Consider the following 16,798-nt stretch of genomic DNA (forward strand, 5'->3'; position numbering starts at 1 on the left):
CCCGCTCCCACATTTTTGATCAGTGTTTGCAGCTTTTAGTAGCCGTTGCTGCCGTAATCTATGGTGAAAGCAAAATCCTTTACCCGCTCCACACCGGTTTCCAACCGTCCGTCGGCATGCAGGCGCAGCCAGCGGTAGCCCGGCGCCTGTTCGCTGACCTGGAAGTCGTCACTGCCCGGAGCGAACTGGATGCAGGTGGATGGCGACGCCAGCAGGCGTACGCCATTGCGTTCGCGATCGATCTCCTGGTGCACATGCCCCCAGAGCACAGCCTTGACCTGCGGGAAGCGCTCGAGCACGGCAAACAAGGCTTCCGGGTTGCGCAGGCCGATTGGCTCCATCCACGCACAACCGATGGGCACCGGGTGATGGTGAAAGCACACCAAATGGTGCCGGCTCGGCGCTTCGCTCAGGGCCTGGGCGAGCAGTTGCAATTGCTGGTCTTGCAGGTAACCGGGCACCGAGCCTGGCACGGCGGAATCCAGCAGCGTGATGCGCCAGTTGCCAATATCGACCACAGGCTCCAGTAAATCGCTGCACACGGCGGCGTGCGCCATGACCTGCGGCTCATCGTGGTTACCAGGAATCCAGCGCGCCGGGGCGTCGATCTGCCGGGTCATATCGCGAAACCGCTGATAAGACTCAAGCGTGCCGTCCTGAGACAAATCTCCCGTCGCCAGCATCAGATCGATCCGAGGTTGCTGCACGTGCACCAACTCAATCACCCGCTGCAGGCTTTCGTGAGTGTTCATACCCAGCAGCGTGCCGCTTGCCTCGGCAAACAGGTGACTGTCGGACAGTTGCACCAGCAACACAGGTGCATCAGGGTTCACGGTGGATACGCTCGGCAAGGCGCTCTCCCAAGGCAATCACAGGAAAATGGACGATTGGCGCGATTATGCTGGGCAGGACACAAAGAGGAAACCTGGGAAGCAGACGCAGTTCACATCTACCGCACGACTTCGAACTCGTGGCCCAGGGCCAGGCAGTGACTCAACCACTCACCGAGGAACACATTGAGCTGTGCTTTCTCATAGGGCTGGTGCATGAACACGTTCTGGTAAGGATAGATGCTGCGAAAGCGCCGTGCATGTTCGGCACTGATCACTTCGGCCATCCGCGCATCGTGATACACCTGCACTTCCAACTGCGGCACCGGCAGCCACGGCAGGCTGTGTTCCTGGCGCACACGCAGGGTGGTGGTGTAGGGGCAGTTGACGATGACTTCAAGGGTCAGCACACCGAGCATCTGGTCGCCATGGGTCACGGCAATGCGCCGGGCCTCAGGCGCATGGCGCATGTCGGGAAGCAGGCGCATCAGCCGCGCATAGTTGGCCTCGCAGGCGGCTTGCAGCCCGATCAGGTCAACTCGGTATCGTTCCCGTGCCTTTACTGCCATAACCCCCTCACTTCCGCGCGATTAAGCGCAAGCCATTGCAGCGCAATGATGCTGGCTGCATTGGAAATTTTGCCGTCGCGCACCGCCTGCAGGGCATCTTCGAACGCCCAGGGGGTGACGCGGATATCTTCTGCCTCTTCTTCCAATCCATGGACGCCACCGGCCCCGGTGCTGTCGCAACGGCCCAGGTACAGGTGGACAAATTCGGTACTGCCGCCGGGCGAAGGGAAATACTTCGTGATTGGCCACAACGCGGAGAACGTCAGCCCAGCTTCCTCCTCGGCTTCACGGTGTGCAACCTCCTCCGGCTGCTCGTCCTTATCAATCAGCCCAGCGACCATTTCCACCAGCCAGGGATTGTCAGTACGCCCCATGGCACCTACGCGAAACTGCTCGATCAGCACCACTTCGTCACGCTGCGGGTCGTAGGGCAACACGCACACCGCGTCATGTCGCACGAAGACTTCGCGATTGATCACCCGGCTCATGCCGCCATCGAACTTCTCATGACGCAACTGCACGCGATCGAGCTTGTAGAAGCCCTGGTAGGCATTGTCACGCTGAACGATTTCGATCTTGCTCGGCGTCGATTTCACAATGTCCGTCATATCCATTCCCGTTGTCCCCGTACAATTGGCGCCATCCTAACGCGCTCACGCCCCTGGGTGCAGCCCCTTTCCAGTTGCCGGGATAGACGGCGGACGTCACACTCACTCTCATCAGTTTAGTGGCGAACTGACTGCCTTGTGGGCAGTCCAAGCGCTACTCTTTTCGCTTTCCATCGATTTACGAAGGACACCCATGTCGCTTTTAAAAATCGCCTCCGTGGCTTGTATTGCCTTGACCCTGGGAGCCTGCCAGAGCTTGTTCCAACCCAGCTATCTCAAGCCGCTGGACACTCGACCGGACGCTTCGGAACAGATCAAACCCGGCTGCGACAGCCCGGATTGCCCGCTGGTCAACATCGACACCGTGCATTTCCCTACCGAACCGCAACTCGACTCTCTGGTGGAACAACGCCTGCTGCAAATGACCCGCACCACGCCAGGCGCCAGCGTGCCAGCGACCTTGAATGCCTATCGGGATAAATTCCTGCGTGAATCCGCCGACCGCAACAGCATGTACTTGCAGGCCAAGGTACGTGAACAGCATGACGGACTGGTGATCGTTGAAGTATCCAGCTACCTGGACACCGGCGCTGCCCACGGCGAACCCGGCCGTGGTTTCATCAACTATTCGCGCCTGCTGCACAAGGAACTGAGCCTGACCGACATGTTGCTGCCGGGCCAGGAACAGGCGTTCTGGAACACCGCCAAAGTCGCCCACAACAGCTGGCTGATCAACTCGCAGATGGACCGTGACCCGGAGTTCGTGAAGAACTGGCCGTTCCAGAAAACCCCGAACGTAGCCTTGACCAGCAACGGCGTGGTGCTCAAGTACAACGTGGCGACCATCGCACCGTATGCATTGGGGCTGATCGAAATGACCATCCCCTACGCACGTCTCACTGGCGTGCTCAAGCCTGAGCTGGTGCCCGCGCGCCACTGAAGGCCCGGCCCAGGATGAGTTGCAACACCCCTGCCAGCACCAGTGCCGGCAGGGTCGCGCCGACATTCGGATACAGGTTGGCCAGCAGGTGATACGCGCCGATGCCCCCCAACCACGCCACCAGCGCGGGCCAGTGCAACAGGGTGACCGCGCCCTGGTTTCGATGGCGCAGGATGAAGTGATCCACCAGCACCACGCCGAATAACGGCGCAAACACTGAGCCAATCAGCAGCAGGAAGTTCTGGTATTGCGCCAGCGGCGCGAGGCAGGCGATCAAGGTGCAGATCACACCAATGGCCAAGGCCAGGTGCTCGACCTTCCAACGCAATAGAATCCCGCTGGACACCGCCGCCGAGTGAATATCGGCAAAGGCGTTTTCCGATTCATCCAACAGGATCAGCAACAGCGGAATCCCCAGGCCCGCACCGGCCAGCGCCAACAACAACGCATTCACTTCACCGCTGGGCGCAAACGCCAGGGTGTAGGCCACGCCCAGGCTCATCAGCCAGAAATTACCGATAAAGAAGCCCAACGCGGTGCCGCCGAACACGCTTTTCGCGCGTTTGCCGAATCGCGAGTAGTCGGCAATCAACGGCAACCAGGACAGCGGCATGGCGATGGCGATATCGAAACCCACCGCGAACGGCATTGTACCGTCACCGGGTTGGGACCAAAGCGCGGCGAGGTCGGCCTTGGCGAACAGGTTCCAGGTCAGCCACAGGCACGCGGCCAACAGCAGCCAGATGCCCCATTTGCGCAGGATCTGCCGCACAAACGTCAGCGGGCCGCTGACCGCCAGCAATGTGGCCAAACCACCGAAGAACAGCGTCCACAGCAATGGGCTGGCCATCAGGCTGCCTTCGCTGAACGCTCGGGTGCCCAACAGACTGGCGGCGTCGCGCATGACGATAATCTCGAACGAACCCCAGCCGATCAGCTGCAACAGGTTCAACAACGCCGGCAAACTCGCGCCCTTGGTGCCAAGGCTGAGTTTAAGAGCGGCCATGGCGGACAGGCCGGTGTCGCTGCCGATCACACCGACAGCGGCCAGCAACAATACACCTGCCAGGGTGCCGAGGAAGATCGCCAGCAACGAACCTGACAAGCCCAGGCCCGGCGCGAGCAAGGCGCCGGTCTGCAGAACCATCAGGCCGATGCCGAGGGAGAACCACAGGGAGAACAGGTCGCGGGCGCCGAAGACGCGCTTGTCATTCGGCACGGCGATGTCGGGGGAATAAGTACTCGGTTGAATGCTCAAGGGTGTTATCTCTGAGGGGCATTTGTTGTTTGTCAGATCGCTATCGGGGGCAAGCCCCCTCCCACACTGGATCGGGTATGAACACAAAAACTGTGTACAACTCGGTCAAATGTGGGAGGGGGCTTGCCCCCGATGAGGCCGGTACTGGCGCCTACGATCTCGGATCAGACTTTTTTGTAGAGCTGACTCCCTTCCTGCTTGAACCGCTCCGCCTGCTCTGCCAACCCCTTGGCCACGTCCACATCCACCGCATCAATACGCTGGTTGGCCGCGTACTCGCGCACTTCCTGGGTGATTTTCATCGAGCAGAACTTCGGCCCGCACATCGAGCAGAAATGCGCGACTTTGGCCGAGTCTTTCGGCAGGGTTTCATCGTGGTAGGAACGCGCGGTGTCCGGGTCCAGGCCGAGGTTGAACTGGTCTTCCCAACGGAATTCGAAGCGCGCCTTGCTCAAGGCATTGTCGCGGATCTGCGCGCCCGGGTGCCCCTTGGCCAAGTCCGCAGCATGGGCGGCGATCTTGTAGGTGATGATCCCGGTCTTCACGTCATCCTTGTTCGGCAAACCCAGGTGTTCCTTGGGCGTGACGTAGCAAAGCATGGCGCAACCGAACCAGCCGATCATCGCCGCACCAATCCCCGAAGTGATGTGGTCGTAGCCTGGGGCGATGTCGGTGGTCAGCGGGCCGAGGGTGTAGAACGGCGCCTCGTCGCAGCATTCCAGCTGCTTGTCCATGTTCTCCTTGATCAACTGCATCGGCACGTGGCCAGGGCCTTCGATCATGGTTTGTACGTCGTGCTTCCAGGCGGTCTTGGTCAGCTCGCCCAGGGTTTCCAGCTCGCCGAATTGGGCAGCATCGTTGGCGTCGGCAATCGAGCCTGGGCGCAGACCGTCGCCGAGGGAGAAGCTGACGTCGTAGGCCTTCATGATTTCGCAGATTTCGTCGAAATGCGTGTAGGTGAAGTTCTCTTTGTGGTGCGCCAGGCACCACTTGGCCATGATCGAACCGCCTCGGGACACAATGCCGGTAACGCGCTTGGCGGTCAGTGGCACGTAGCGCAACAGCACACCGGCGTGGATGGTGAAGTAGTCGACGCCTTGCTCGGCCTGCTCGATCAGCGTGTCGCGGAACAGCTCCCAGGTCAGGTCCTCGGCGGCGCCGCCGACTTTTTCCAGGGCCTGGTAGATTGGCACCGTGCCGATCGGCACCGGCGAGTTGCGAATGATCCATTCGCGGGTTTCGTGGATATGCTTGCCGGTGGACAGGTCCATCACCGTGTCCGAACCCCAGCGAATGCCCCAGGTCAGTTTCGCCACTTCTTCTTCAATCGACGAACCCAGGGCGCTGTTGCCGATGTTGCCGTTGATCTTCACTAGGAAGTTGCGGCCGATGATCATCGGTTCCAGTTCGGTATGGTTGATGTTGGCCGGGATGATCGCGCGGCCACGGGCGATTTCTTCGCGTACGAATTCCGGCGTGATGATTTTCGGCACGCTGGCACCGAAGCTGTGACCTGCGTGTTGCTGGTCGAGCAGGCCACTGGCACGGGCTTCTTCGAGCTTCATGTTTTCGCGGATGGCGACGTATTCCATCTCGGCGGTGATGATGCCTTTGCGCGCGTAGTGCATTTGCGTGACGTTGGCACCGGCCTTGGCGCGGCGCGGGTTCTTCACGTGAGCGAAGCGCAGTGCGGTCAGTTCGGCATCGCTCAGGCGCTGTTGGCCGAAATGCGAGGTCAGGCCAGGCAGGCGCTCGGTGTCGCCACGCACTTCGATCCACGGCGAGCGCACATCGGCCAGGCCTTTGCGTACGTCAATGATCACGTTGGGGTCGGTGTAGGGGCCAGAGGTGTCGTACACCGTGACCGGGGCGTTGATTTCACCGCCGAAATCGGTAGGGGTCACGTCCAGGCTGATTTCGCGCATCGGTACACGAATGTCCGGGCGAGTGCCTTGCACGTAGATTTTTTGCGAGCGGGTAAAGGGTTGCACGGAGCCGGAGTCGACCTTGGCCGATTCACTCAAGTGCACGGTGTTTTTTAGTTTTGTACTTTTTATTTCTGTGCTCATCACGGGCTCTCCAACTATCCAGGCGGTGGATTTTTGTCGGAGCGAACCTGAGACGGATGGACGCACTGAGAGCAGTGCTGTGCTTGGCGCACGGGGTGTTCGATTGTCGAACAACTATCCCGGACGAAGCACAAGAGGACTCGCCGGGTGACGAGAAATCTTGTTCCCTACGCAGGCGCTAACCTGATCAGGTTCAACGGGATCCGGTATTTACCGATCTCAGCCTTCCAACAAGGCACCCCGACAAGAACGCCGCCAGTCTAGACCAGGCTGGGGGCAAATTGCCAATAGCGCAGTATTCAGCGTGATGAATGGCGTGATTGCGGGATTGTTGCGCCGGGTCAGCGCAACTACACTCGGTGACCGCCACAATGCTTGACGCCAGGAATGGCCAGCCTTAGCCTTGGGCGCTAAATTATCGCTGTAATATTCATACTAGGGATCGCCTCATGCTGCGCAAACTCTCACTGGCTCTTGCCGTGTCTTGTGCGACCAACGGAATGGTCTGGGCAGCTGAAGCGCCCTTGTCTGCCAAAACCGATCTGGTCAGCGTCTACCAGGAAGCGGTGAACAACAACGCCGACCTGGCCGCCGCCCGCGCCCAATACGGCGCGCAAAAAGAAGTAGTACCCCAGGCGCGCGCCGGCTTGCTGCCGAACCTGTCGGCCGGTGCTGACAGCAATAATGTCCGCACCCAGATCGACCAACCGGCGGCCACCGTCAACCGTGACGCACACTCCTGGCGTGCAACCCTGAGCCAACCGCTATTCCGCGCCGATCGCTGGTTCCAGCTGCAAGCCGCCGAAGCCGTCAACGAGCAGGCCTCGTTGCAACTGTCGGCCACCGAGCAGAACCTGATCCTGCAAAGCGCCGAGAACTACTTCGCCGTGCTGCGTGCCCAGGACAACCTGGCGTCGACCAAGGCCGAAGAAAATGCGTTCAAGCGCCAGCTCGACCAGTCCAACGAACGCTTCGACGTGGGCCTGTCGGACAAGACCGACGTGCTGCAATCCCAGGCCAGCTACGACACCGCGCGCGCCAACCGCATCGTCGCCCAGCGCCAGGTGGACGACGCCTTCGAAGCGCTGATCACCCTGACCAATCGCCAGTACAACTCGATCCAGGGCATTGTCCACACGTTGCCGGTGCTGCCACCAGCGCCGAACGACGCCAAGGCCTGGGTCGAAACCGCCGGCCGCCAGAACCTCAACCTGCTGGCCAGCAACTACGCGGTGACCGCCGCCGAAGAAACCCTGAGGCAGCGCAAGGCCGGCCACTTGCCGACACTGGACGCCGTGGCGCAATACGAAAAAGGCGATAACGACGCACTCGGCTTCAGCAACCCTAACCAACTGCCCGTGCCGTACGGTGGCGATGTGTCCCAACGCACCATCGGCCTGCGCCTGAACATCCCGATCTACAGTGGCGGCCTCACCAGCTCCCAAGTACGCGAATCCTATTCACGCCTCGACCAGACCGAACAGCAACGTGAAGGCATGCGCCGCCAGGTCGTAGAAAACACGCGCAACCTGCACCGCGCGGTGAACACCGATGTGGAACAGGTACAGGCACGCCGCCAGTCGATCATCTCCAACCAGAGCGCAGTGGAAGCCACGGAGATCGGGTATCAAGTGGGCACGCGCAACATCGTCGACGTGCTGGACTCACAGCGCCAGCTCTACTCGTCGGTGCGCAACTACAACAACAGCCGCTACGACTACATCCTCGACAACCTGCGTTTGAAGCAGGCCGCGGGCACGCTGAACCCGGGGGATTTGCAGGATCTGGCGCGCTACCTAAAAGCCGACTACAACCCGGACAAGGACTTCCTGCCACCGGACCTGGCCAAGGCCGCTGCCGAGCAGCTCAAGGCCCGCCCCGGCTACTAAGCCATACACAAAACAACTGTGGGAACTGGCTTGCCTGCGATGCAGACACCGCGGTGTATCAGTTACACCGAGGTGATGCTATCGCAGGCAAGCCAGCTCCCACATTTGGATCAGTGTTGCATCATTCGGTCCAAACCATCCAGCAAACGCTTGAGCGCGCCTTGGTTGGCCTGCATCACCTTCAGTCCCGCCTGCGCCATCTTGTACGCATCCTGAGGCAGCTCGAACAGTTGCCGCACGGCCTCGGCCAATCCCTCAGCATCATCCACTTCGCGCAACGCCCCGGCCTCGCGCATCATCGCGCTGATTTCGAGGAAGTTGAACAGGTGCGGCCCCATGATCACAGGCTTTGCCAATGCCGCCGGCTCCAACGGGTTGTGCCCGCCGGTCGGCACCAGGCTACCGCCGACGAAGGCGCTGTCGGCCAAGGCATAGAGAAACAGCAGCTCGCCCATAGTGTCACCCAGCAACACTGAGGTTTGCGCGGTCACGGGCTCACCACTGGAGCGACGCACTGTGGCGAAGCCTTGTTGCTCGCACAGCTCAAACATCGGGCCAAAGCGCTCTTGGTGACGCGGCACCAGAATCAACAACGCATTGGGATAGCTGTCGAGCAATTGGCGATGGGCTGCCAGCACAACTTCATCTTCGCCTTCATGGGTACTGGCGGCGATCCACACCGGGCGCTCGCTGGCGCCCCATTGCTCACGCAACGCGGAGGCGCGTGCAGGTAGCGCGGGATCGATCGTCAGGTCGAACTTGATCGAGCCGGTGACTTCGACCGTTTCCGGGCGTGCACCCAAGCTTAGAAAACGCTGCGCTTCGGTTTTTGTCTGCACCGCGATCAGGCTCATTTCAGCCAACATCGGCGCTGTCAGCCTGGCAAATCGTGCATAGCCTTTAGCGGAACGCTCCGACAGCCGCGCATTGGCCAACGCCACGGGTATGCCACGCTGGGCGCAGGCATGAATATGGTTGGGCCACAATTCGGTTTCCATGATCACGGCGAGCCTGGGCTGCACGTGATCGAGAAAACGCTTGGCGGCGCACGGTACGTCATACGGCAAATAGCAGTGCTGAATGCGTGGTTCGTTGGCGAACAACGCCTGGATACGCTCAGACCCCGTGGGGGTCATGCAGGTGACGGTGATCGGCAGTGTTGGATGGCGCGCCATCAGCCCGCGAATCATCGGCGCGGCGGCAATGCTTTCGCCCACCGACACGGCATGCACCCAGATCCCGCCCGGTTGCATCACCGGCAGACCGTAGGAAAACCGTTCGCCCACACGCTTGGCGTAAGCCGGCGCCTTACGCGCACGCAGCCACAGACGTAAAGCCACCAACGGCAGCGCCAGGTAAAACAGACAGCTGTAGAGAATTCTATTCATGGCGGCGGAGTTTATCGGCTTTTTCAATCGATCGCCTGCAAGCACTCGGCAAATCGTTTCGCCAGGAAGCGTGCGGCCGGCCCGAGGTGCTCGTCACGGCGCCAGACCAGTTCCACCACCAGGGCCGGTGGGGTCCACTCGCTGTCCAGCTCGACCATTTGTTGCTGATAGGTCGGGTACTGCACGATGTGCCTCGGTAGCCAGGCCCAGCCCAGGCCGCTCATCAGCCATTCGGCCAGCACGTAGAAACTGTCGGCGCGCCACACCAAGGGGCTGGCGGCCTCACTGCCGGGATAGACGCTGGTCTGGGTCGACATCAATAGCTGGCGAAACTGTGCCAGGCGCTGGCAATCCACATAGGCCTCCTTGGCGAGCGGGTGGTTCACACCGCACACCGTCACCATCTCCACACTGCCCACGACCCGACGCTCAAGGGCCTCGGGGATTTGGTCGTGATAGAACAGCAGTCCCAGGTCGGCTTTACGCTCCACCAACTTGCGCGCCACATCACCTTGGGCGGCACTGGACAACTGCACTTCCAGCAGCGGGTACTGCACGGCCAGCGCCTCAAGGCTGTCGAGTACCGGCTGGAACAACATGGCTTCGTCCTGGGCCAGGCGCAGGCAGGCTTCTTCACCACGAGTCAAGGACAGCGCCCGACCATTGAGCCGCTCACACTGGCGCAGCACCTCGCGCGCCTCCTCCAACAATACGCTGCCAGCCTCGGTCAAACGCGGCTGGCGGCCGCTGCTACGATCAAACAGGCTCAACCCCAGGTCCGCCTCCAGCAGGGCAATCCCATTGCTCACCGCCGATTGCGCCTTGCGCTGGCCACGCGCCACTGCCGAAAACGAACGCTGCTCGGCAACACTGACAAACAGACGCATTTGCTCAAGATTCCACTGCACGCTCATGGCACAACCCATCTCTTATTCGGATAGGTAATGACTTTACCCCATCTTTTCAAGCGCTAGAATGCCGACCTAACCAACACGCAATACACCGAGGATTACCCCATGAATGTCGCCTACCTCTACCTGGCCATTGCCATTTGCTCGGAAGTGATCGCGACCGTCTCCATGAAAGCGGTCAAGGGCTTGAGCACACCCATCCCGCTGCTGCTGATGATCGTGGGTTATGGCGTGGCGTTCTGGATGCTCACCCTGGTGGTGCGCACCGTACCGGTGGGCGTGGCCTATGCGGTGTGGGCGGGGCTGGGGATCGTGATGGTCAGTGTCGCTGCCTTGTTTATCTACGGGCAGAAGCTGGACGTCCCGGCGATGCTGGGGATGGGCCTGATCGTGCTGGGCGTGGTGGTGATTCAACTGTTCTCGAAAACCGTCGGACACTGACCGCTACTCAACAGGCTGTATACTGCGCCCCTTGTCTTGAACACTGAGGTCGCCGATGCCATCCGTTATTTCCACCGACGTTCTGATTGTCGGCGCAGGGGTTGCCGGCCTCTGGCTCAATGCGCGCCTGCGCCGCCAGGGGTTTTCCACGGTGCTGGTGGAAAGCGCCACCTTAGGCGGCGGGCAAAGCGTGAAGTCCCAGGGAATCATTCACGGCGGGGCGAAGTACGCCCTGCACGGCGCCCTCACCGGCGCCTCCGAAGCCATTGCCGACATGCCGCGCCGTTGGCGTGAAGCCCTCGCGGGTAATGGTGAGCTGGACCTCTCTGGCGTGCGCGTACTGTCTCAAGCTCACTATCTATGGTCCCCCGGCACCCTCGCCGGCAATCTCACCAGCTTCTTTGCCAGCAAGGCCGTGCGCGGGCGCGTGGATCAGGTCAAGGGGGACGACTTGCCCCCTGCCCTGCAGGATCGCCGCTTCAAGGGCAAGGTCTATCGCCTGGCCGAACTCGTGGTAGACGTGCCGAGTGTGATCGAACGCCTCGCACAACTGGCCGGTGACGGGTTGCTCGCAGGGCAGCACATCGAGCCGCTGCTGGAAAACGACACCCTGGTGGGCCTGAAGGTGGATGGCCGCGAGATCCGTGCCCAACGCATCGTGCTCAGCGCCGGCGCCGGCACGGCGGATTTGCTCAGCGCCCTGGGCCTCAGCCAACCCGCCATGCAGAAACGTCCACTGCATATGATCATCGCCAAAGGCCCTGGCCTGAAACCACTGTACGCCCACTGCCTGGGCGGTGGCACCAAGCCGCGCATCACCGTGACCACCCATCCGGCCGCCGATGGCGATTGGGTGTGGTACATGGGCGGCGATATCGCCGAAGCCGATGGCGTGGCACGTACGCCTGAAGAACAGATCGCCACCGCCCAAAAAGAGCTGGCGCAACTGTTGCCGTGGATCGACATGAGCCAGACCCAATGGGCCACCTTGCGCGTCGACCGTGCCGAGCCACTGCAATCAGGCCTGACCCGTCCCGACAACGCCTTTCTCGCCGAACAGGGCCGCCTGCTGGTGGGCTGGCCGACCAAGCTGGCGCTGGCGCCGGACTTCGCTGATCGCGTGCTCAACGCCCTGGAGCGCGACGGTATCCGCCCAGGCGCCACCGAGCCTCTGCCAGCCCTGCCCAAACCGGCTATTGGCGTACCTGCCTGGGAGCAACTGTTGCCATGAGCCTGCCCACCTTGCACGACTTGCATCGCCCCTTGGGCAGTACTGGCTTGATGGTCTCGCCACTGGGGCTGGGCACCGTCAAGCTGGGTCGCGACCAGGGCGTGAAATACCCCAGCGGCTTCCAGATTCCTGATGATGACGAAGCGCGGATGCTGCTGCGCCAAGCCCAACAGTTGGGCATCAACCTGATCGACACCGCCCCCGCCTACGGGCGCAGCGAAGAACGCCTGGGGCCGCTGCTGCGTGGCCAACGCAAGGACTGGGTGATTGTCAGCAAGGTCGGCGAAGAGTTCGTCGATGGCGTGTCCCATCACGATTTCAGCGCCGCCCATACACGACTGTCGATCGAACGTAGCCTGAAAAGACTTGAAACGGATTTTATCGATCTGGTGCTGGTGCATTCCGACGGCAATGACCTGCACATCCTCAACGATTGCGAGGTTTACCAGACCCTGGCCGAGCTGAAAAAAGAGGGCAAGATTCGCGGCTTCGGCTTCTCCGGCAAAACCGTTGAAGGAGGCGTGAAGGCTCTGGAACAGGGCGATTGTGCGATGGTCACCTACAATCTGAACGAGCAAACCGAGAAAGCCGTGATTGATTACGCGGCGGCCCATGGCAAAGGCATCCTGGTGAAAAAGGCCCTGGCCAGCGGCCATGTTTGCCTGGAGCCGGGAATGGATCCAATTCATGCCAGTTTCATGCTGTTGTTTGCGCAAACGGGCGTCGCCAGTGCTATTGTCGGGACCATTAACCCGCTGCACCTGGCCCATAACGTGGCGACCGCTGCCCAGGTCATTCGTCAACTCTGATGCCGCCCACGCGGCCGACCCCGTCGCAAGAAGGAGCCGACATGCCGCGAACGCTCATAAGAAAAAACCCCAGCAACTTCAAGACACTGCCGCTGTACGTCGAAGCCACACCCGAGGGCCTGAGCTACCAGAGCGTCGGCATGCCGCTCAACTTCGCCCAGGTCCTGCAACGACGCAAACCGGTCGACGTACCGGACGCCGAGCGCTTTGCCCTGGAACTGGCCAACCTTGGCGTATCGGTGCGACTGACGCTGCATTGGCAAAACAAAGACTACTGGGTGCTCGTGCGCCAGCGTCGCCAGGACCGCGGCGATGTGGTGCTCAAACTGATCTCCGGCTACGTCCCCGCTCACGAACTGAACCTGCCGCTGCACACCGCCATCCAGGAAATTGCCGAGGAGTGCCTGCTCGAAACCCCCGAAGGCTGGCTCGGCGGGCGTTTCAACGACACCTGGCTACCGGCGCCCTACTCCGCCGCCCTGCATTACCGTGAAGCCTTGCCCTTTCGCCTTAGCCCGCTCTCCGGAGCCGCGCGCCCGGTGCGCTGCGCAACGACTCAGTTGATCGAGCGCCCACGGGCCTATGTGCACCTGCCCACCGCATCGCTGCAATTGATCTATGACTTGCGCCTGGAAGTACCAAAGGAAGCCAAGTCCCTGAGCCTGTTCCATGTGGACGAGCGGCTTGAAGGCGATCAGTTGGTGGCACGCCTGGACCGCCAACGCCCGGACCTGTACCTGATGCCCTTGAAAGACGGCCAGCCGCTGGCCGAGTTGTACACCGTCAAGAAAGACCAGCTGTATCCGGCGAGCACACGGGGTTTGTACCTGGCAGAAAGCTTCGCCCAGCAAGAGGGCTGGCTGGTGCGTGATGAGCGGATTCGCTGGAAGGACTGGCTCAGGCAGCAAGGCCTGGCAGAACCGGAGAAGGAGTCGAAACTCAAGCGCTTGACCGGCAAGGCGCGGCAGATGCTGCGCAAGATCGTGCCGAAAAAAGCCAGCCGCTAGGAGCGAGTACCCTCGCTTCTAGCGGCAACGCGCTTTATTCGTTGCTGCGGATTTTTTCGACGATCGCGGTGGTCGAGCTGTTTTCAACCAGCCCCAGCACTTTGACCTTGCCACCGTAGGCGCTGACGATGTCGGCACCGACGACTTGATCGACGGAGTAGTCACCGCCCTTGACCAGCACGTCCGGCTTGACCTGGGCCAGCAGGTTTTCCGGGGTGCCTTCAGGGAAGCTGATCACCCAATCCACCGCGCCCAGACCCGCCAGCACCGCCATGCGACGGTCGACGCTATTGATCGGACGACCCGGGCCTTTCAGGCGACTGACCGAAGCGTCATCGTTGACCGCAACGATCAGGCGATCGCCTTGGGCACGCGCCTGTTCCAGGTAAGTCACGTGGCCCGCGTGCAGGATGTCGAAACAGCCATTGGTGAACACAATGCTTTCGTTGTGGGCGCGGGCATCGTCAATCGCCAGCAGCAATTGCTCGATACTCAGTACGCCACGCTCGGAACCTTCGGAACGCTGGATCGCCCTGCGCAACTCAGGCGCACTGATGGCCGCCGTACCCAGCTTGCCCACCACGATACCTGCGGCCAGATTGGCCAGGGCTACCGCATGAGGCAGTTCTTCACCTGCCGCAATAGACGCGGCCAAGGTGGAAATGACCGTGTCACCGGCACCGGTCACGTCGAACACTTCACGGGCACGTGCCGGCAGGTGCATCGCCGGATGACCCGGGCGCAGCAGGGTCATGCCGTGCTCGCCACGGGTCACCAGCAAGGCGCCCAGGTCGAGATCAGCCATCAGGGTGGCGCCCTTGCTCACCAACTCATGCTCATCGGCACAGCCGCCGACGATGGCTTCGAACTCGCTGAGATTTGGCGTGATCAGGCTGGCGCCCCGATAAATCGAGAAATCCTTGCCCTTGGGATCGGCCAGCACCGGGATGCCCTTGGCCTTGGCGGCCTGGATCAGTACCTGGTGATTGCGCAAGGCACCTTTGCCGTAATCGGACAACACCAGCACCTTGATACCTTCGAGCAACTCATCGACCTGGCTGCCGAGGGCCAGGGCGTCGGTGGCGAAGGGTTCTTCGAAATCGATACGCAGCAACTGCTGGTGACGGCTCATGACCCGCAGCTTGACGATGGTCGGCTGATGGGCAATGCGTTGGAACACCGCACGCACGCCAGCACCGCGCAGGCTGTTGGCCAGGCTATCGGCGGCTTCATCGTCGCCGGTCACACCCACCAGGGAGGCTGGGGCGCCGAGCGCAGCAATATTGAGGGCAACGTTGGCAGCGCCACCTGGACGGTCTTCGATTTGCTCGACCTTGACTACCGGTACCGGTGCCTCAGGGGAAATCCGTGAGGTACCGCCATGCCAGTAACGGTCGAGCATGACATCGCCGACCACCAAGACAGGGGCTTGATCGAATCGCGGCATGGACAACTTCATGGAGCAACCCACATACAAAATGAACAGGGGCGCGATATTAGCACAGGGTTTGCGATGGCTTGCGACTAGCGAGACACCGAATCCACTGCGGGGCAAATGTGAGAGGGGGCTTGCCCCCGATGGCGAAGTGTCAGCTTGCAGAAATGCTGGCTGACCCACCGCTATCGAGGGCAAGCCCCCTCCCACAGTAGTCCTGTGTACCTGTCAAATCAGGTGATATCGGCCGACACCGGCGTATCCAGGCCCAGGGAGTGCAAGCGGGCGTAGTAGCCGTTTTGCGCCAGCAACTGGCCGTGAGTACCACGCTCCACGATGCGACCGTCGTCCATCACCAGGATCAGGTCGGCCTTCTCGATGGTCGACAGGCGGTGCGCGATCACCAGGGTCGTGCGACCTTGCATGACCTTGTCCAGCGCCGCCTGAATGTGCCGCTCGGACTCGGTGTCGAGAGCCGAGGTGGCCTCGTCGAGAATCAGCAACGGCGCATTCTTGAGCAACGCACGGGCAATCGCCAGGCGCTGGCGCTGGCCGCCGGACAGCAGCACGCCGTTTTCGCCAACCTGAGTGTCAAAGCCCTTGGGCAACTGGTCGATGAAGTCCTTGGCATTGGCATCCGCCGCTGCCGCCTCGACGTCTTCCCGTGGTGCGCCGGCCAGGTCGCCATAGGCGATGTTGTTGGTCACCGTGTCGCTGAACAACGTCACATGCTGGGTCACCTGGGCAATGTGTTTACGCAGGTTAAGCAGCTTGTAATCTTCGATTTCAACGCCATCGAGCAGGATCTCACCGCTCTCATGGTGATAGAAGCGCGGAATCAGGCTGGCCAGGGTCGACTTGCCGCTGCCCGAACGCCCGACCAGGGCGATCATTTGCCCAGGCTCGGCGGTGAAGCTGATGTCCTTGAGTACATGGCGCTCAGTGCCTGGGTAAGTGAAGTTCAGGTTGCGCACTTCCAGACGGCCACTGACCTTGTCGCGCTCGATAGTGCCATGGTCGACTTCAACCGCTTCGTCCAGCTGTTCGAAAATACTTTCAGCGCCGGCCACACCTTTCTGGATGGTCGAGCTGACTTCCGACAGTTGGCGGATTGGCTTGGGCAACAGACCGGCCAGGGTGATGTAGGCAACCATATCACCGGCGGACGCATCGCCACGCAGATACAGAACCAGGAACATCAGCACCGCCATGGCGGTGTAGATCACCAGTTGCAGTGCCGGCGTGTAGATCGCGCCGGTGCGGGTCATGCGCAGTTGCTTGTTGGTGTTGCTCTGGCTGGCCTTGAGGAAGCGCTTCTCCTCGTAGACTTCACCGCCGAAGCTGCGCACCACACGATAGCCCTGGATGGTTTCCGAAGCCACGTGGGTCACGTCGCCCATTGCCACCTGGATC

Annotated in this window: 15 protein-coding genes and 1 riboswitch; of the genes, 6 read left to right on the forward strand and 9 right to left on the reverse strand. The window is 61.2% G+C overall.

The window, feature by feature from the left end; all coding sequences use genetic code 11:
- Window positions 1–35: 35 nt before the first annotated feature.
- From cpdA to ACRESD_RS25820, 3 genes are all read right to left on the reverse strand, one after another.
- A complete protein-coding gene (cpdA, locus tag ACRESD_RS25810; RefSeq protein WP_431753490.1) occupies window positions 36–851 on the reverse strand; it encodes a 3',5'-cyclic-AMP phosphodiesterase in 816 nt (271 codons plus the stop codon).
- A gap of 98 nt (window positions 852–949) precedes the next feature.
- The gene (locus tag ACRESD_RS25815) at window positions 950–1,399 is read right to left on the reverse strand and encodes a DUF1249 domain-containing protein (RefSeq protein WP_431753491.1); all 450 of its coding nucleotides are present in this window, start codon (window positions 1,397–1,399) and stop codon (window positions 950–952) included.
- Complete coding sequence (locus ACRESD_RS25820; RefSeq protein WP_431753492.1) at window positions 1,390–2,007, reverse strand: NUDIX domain-containing protein; 618 nt, start codon at window positions 2,005–2,007, stop codon at window positions 1,390–1,392. The genes ACRESD_RS25815 and ACRESD_RS25820 overlap by 10 nt, the downstream gene beginning before the upstream one ends.
- A 193-nt stretch (window positions 2,008–2,200) precedes the next feature.
- Between ACRESD_RS25820 and ACRESD_RS25825 the strand changes: the two genes are divergently transcribed.
- Window positions 2,201–2,947 carry an RsiV family protein gene (locus ACRESD_RS25825; RefSeq protein WP_431753493.1) on the forward strand — a complete coding sequence of 249 codons (747 nt, stop codon included), beginning with the start codon at window positions 2,201–2,203 and terminating at the stop codon, window positions 2,945–2,947.
- On the opposite strand, the gene cytX is transcribed toward ACRESD_RS25825, so the two are convergent.
- Window positions 2,916–4,205, reverse strand: coding sequence for a putative hydroxymethylpyrimidine transporter CytX (cytX, locus tag ACRESD_RS25830; protein ID WP_431753494.1), 1,290 nt, complete (start codon window positions 4,203–4,205; stop codon window positions 2,916–2,918). The genes ACRESD_RS25825 and cytX overlap by 32 nt on opposite strands.
- A gap of 164 nt (window positions 4,206–4,369) precedes the next feature.
- Window positions 4,370–6,274, reverse strand: coding sequence for a phosphomethylpyrimidine synthase ThiC (thiC, locus tag ACRESD_RS25835; RefSeq protein ID WP_431753495.1), 1,905 nt, complete (start codon window positions 6,272–6,274; stop codon window positions 4,370–4,372).
- 147 nt (window positions 6,275–6,421) lie between these two features.
- Window positions 6,422–6,527, reverse strand: a riboswitch (TPP riboswitch).
- 196 nt (window positions 6,528–6,723) lie between these two features.
- On the opposite strand from thiC, the gene ACRESD_RS25840 reads away from it, so the two are divergent.
- Complete coding sequence (locus tag ACRESD_RS25840; RefSeq protein ID WP_431753496.1) at window positions 6,724–8,163, forward strand: TolC family outer membrane protein; 1,440 nt, start codon at window positions 6,724–6,726, stop codon at window positions 8,161–8,163.
- A gap of 110 nt (window positions 8,164–8,273) precedes the next feature.
- Here ACRESD_RS25840 and waaA read toward each other — a convergent pair whose 3' ends face one another.
- Together waaA and ACRESD_RS25850 are read right to left on the reverse strand one after the other, a co-directional pair.
- Complete coding sequence (gene waaA, locus ACRESD_RS25845; RefSeq protein WP_431753497.1) at window positions 8,274–9,551, reverse strand: lipid IV(A) 3-deoxy-D-manno-octulosonic acid transferase; 1,278 nt, start codon at window positions 9,549–9,551, stop codon at window positions 8,274–8,276.
- A 23-nt stretch (window positions 9,552–9,574) separates the two neighbouring features.
- Window positions 9,575–10,465: a LysR family transcriptional regulator gene (locus ACRESD_RS25850; RefSeq protein ID WP_431753498.1), complete on the reverse strand. Its 891-nt coding sequence runs from the start codon at window positions 10,463–10,465 to the stop codon at window positions 9,575–9,577.
- 102 nt (window positions 10,466–10,567) lie between these two features.
- Here ACRESD_RS25850 and ACRESD_RS25855 point away from each other — a divergent pair, with 102 nt between their 5' ends.
- Genes ACRESD_RS25855 through ACRESD_RS25870 form a run of 4 tightly spaced genes read left to right on the forward strand, consistent with a single transcriptional unit; the run spans window position 10,568 to window position 13,950 of the window.
- Complete coding sequence (locus tag ACRESD_RS25855; protein WP_431753499.1) at window positions 10,568–10,903, forward strand: DMT family transporter; 336 nt, start codon at window positions 10,568–10,570, stop codon at window positions 10,901–10,903.
- Window positions 10,904–10,958: 55 nt separating this feature from the next.
- A complete protein-coding gene (locus ACRESD_RS25860) occupies window positions 10,959–12,134 on the forward strand; it encodes an NAD(P)/FAD-dependent oxidoreductase (protein WP_431753500.1) in 1,176 nt (391 codons plus the stop codon).
- Complete coding sequence (locus ACRESD_RS25865; protein ID WP_431753501.1) at window positions 12,131–12,943, forward strand: aldo/keto reductase; 813 nt, start codon at window positions 12,131–12,133, stop codon at window positions 12,941–12,943. Before ACRESD_RS25860 ends, ACRESD_RS25865 begins: the two co-directional genes overlap by 4 nt.
- A 41-nt stretch (window positions 12,944–12,984) precedes the next feature.
- Entirely contained in the window at window positions 12,985–13,950 is a 966-nt protein-coding gene (locus ACRESD_RS25870; RefSeq protein ID WP_431753502.1) for a metal ABC transporter ATPase, read from the forward strand.
- Window positions 13,951–13,984: 34 nt separating this feature from the next.
- Here ACRESD_RS25870 and hldE read toward each other — a convergent pair whose 3' ends face one another.
- The gene (gene hldE, locus ACRESD_RS25875; protein ID WP_431753503.1) at window positions 13,985–15,409 is read right to left on the reverse strand and encodes a bifunctional D-glycero-beta-D-manno-heptose-7-phosphate kinase/D-glycero-beta-D-manno-heptose 1-phosphate adenylyltransferase HldE; all 1,425 of its coding nucleotides are present in this window, start codon (window positions 15,407–15,409) and stop codon (window positions 13,985–13,987) included.
- 209 nt (window positions 15,410–15,618) lie between these two features.
- Window positions 15,619–16,798: ATP-binding cassette domain-containing protein (locus ACRESD_RS25880; RefSeq protein WP_431753504.1), on the reverse strand; the 1,180-nt coding region annotated here is incomplete at its 5' end.

This window comes from Pseudomonas sp., from assembly GCF_050739995.1.
Classification (GTDB): domain Bacteria; phylum Pseudomonadota; class Gammaproteobacteria; order Pseudomonadales; family Pseudomonadaceae; genus Aquipseudomonas.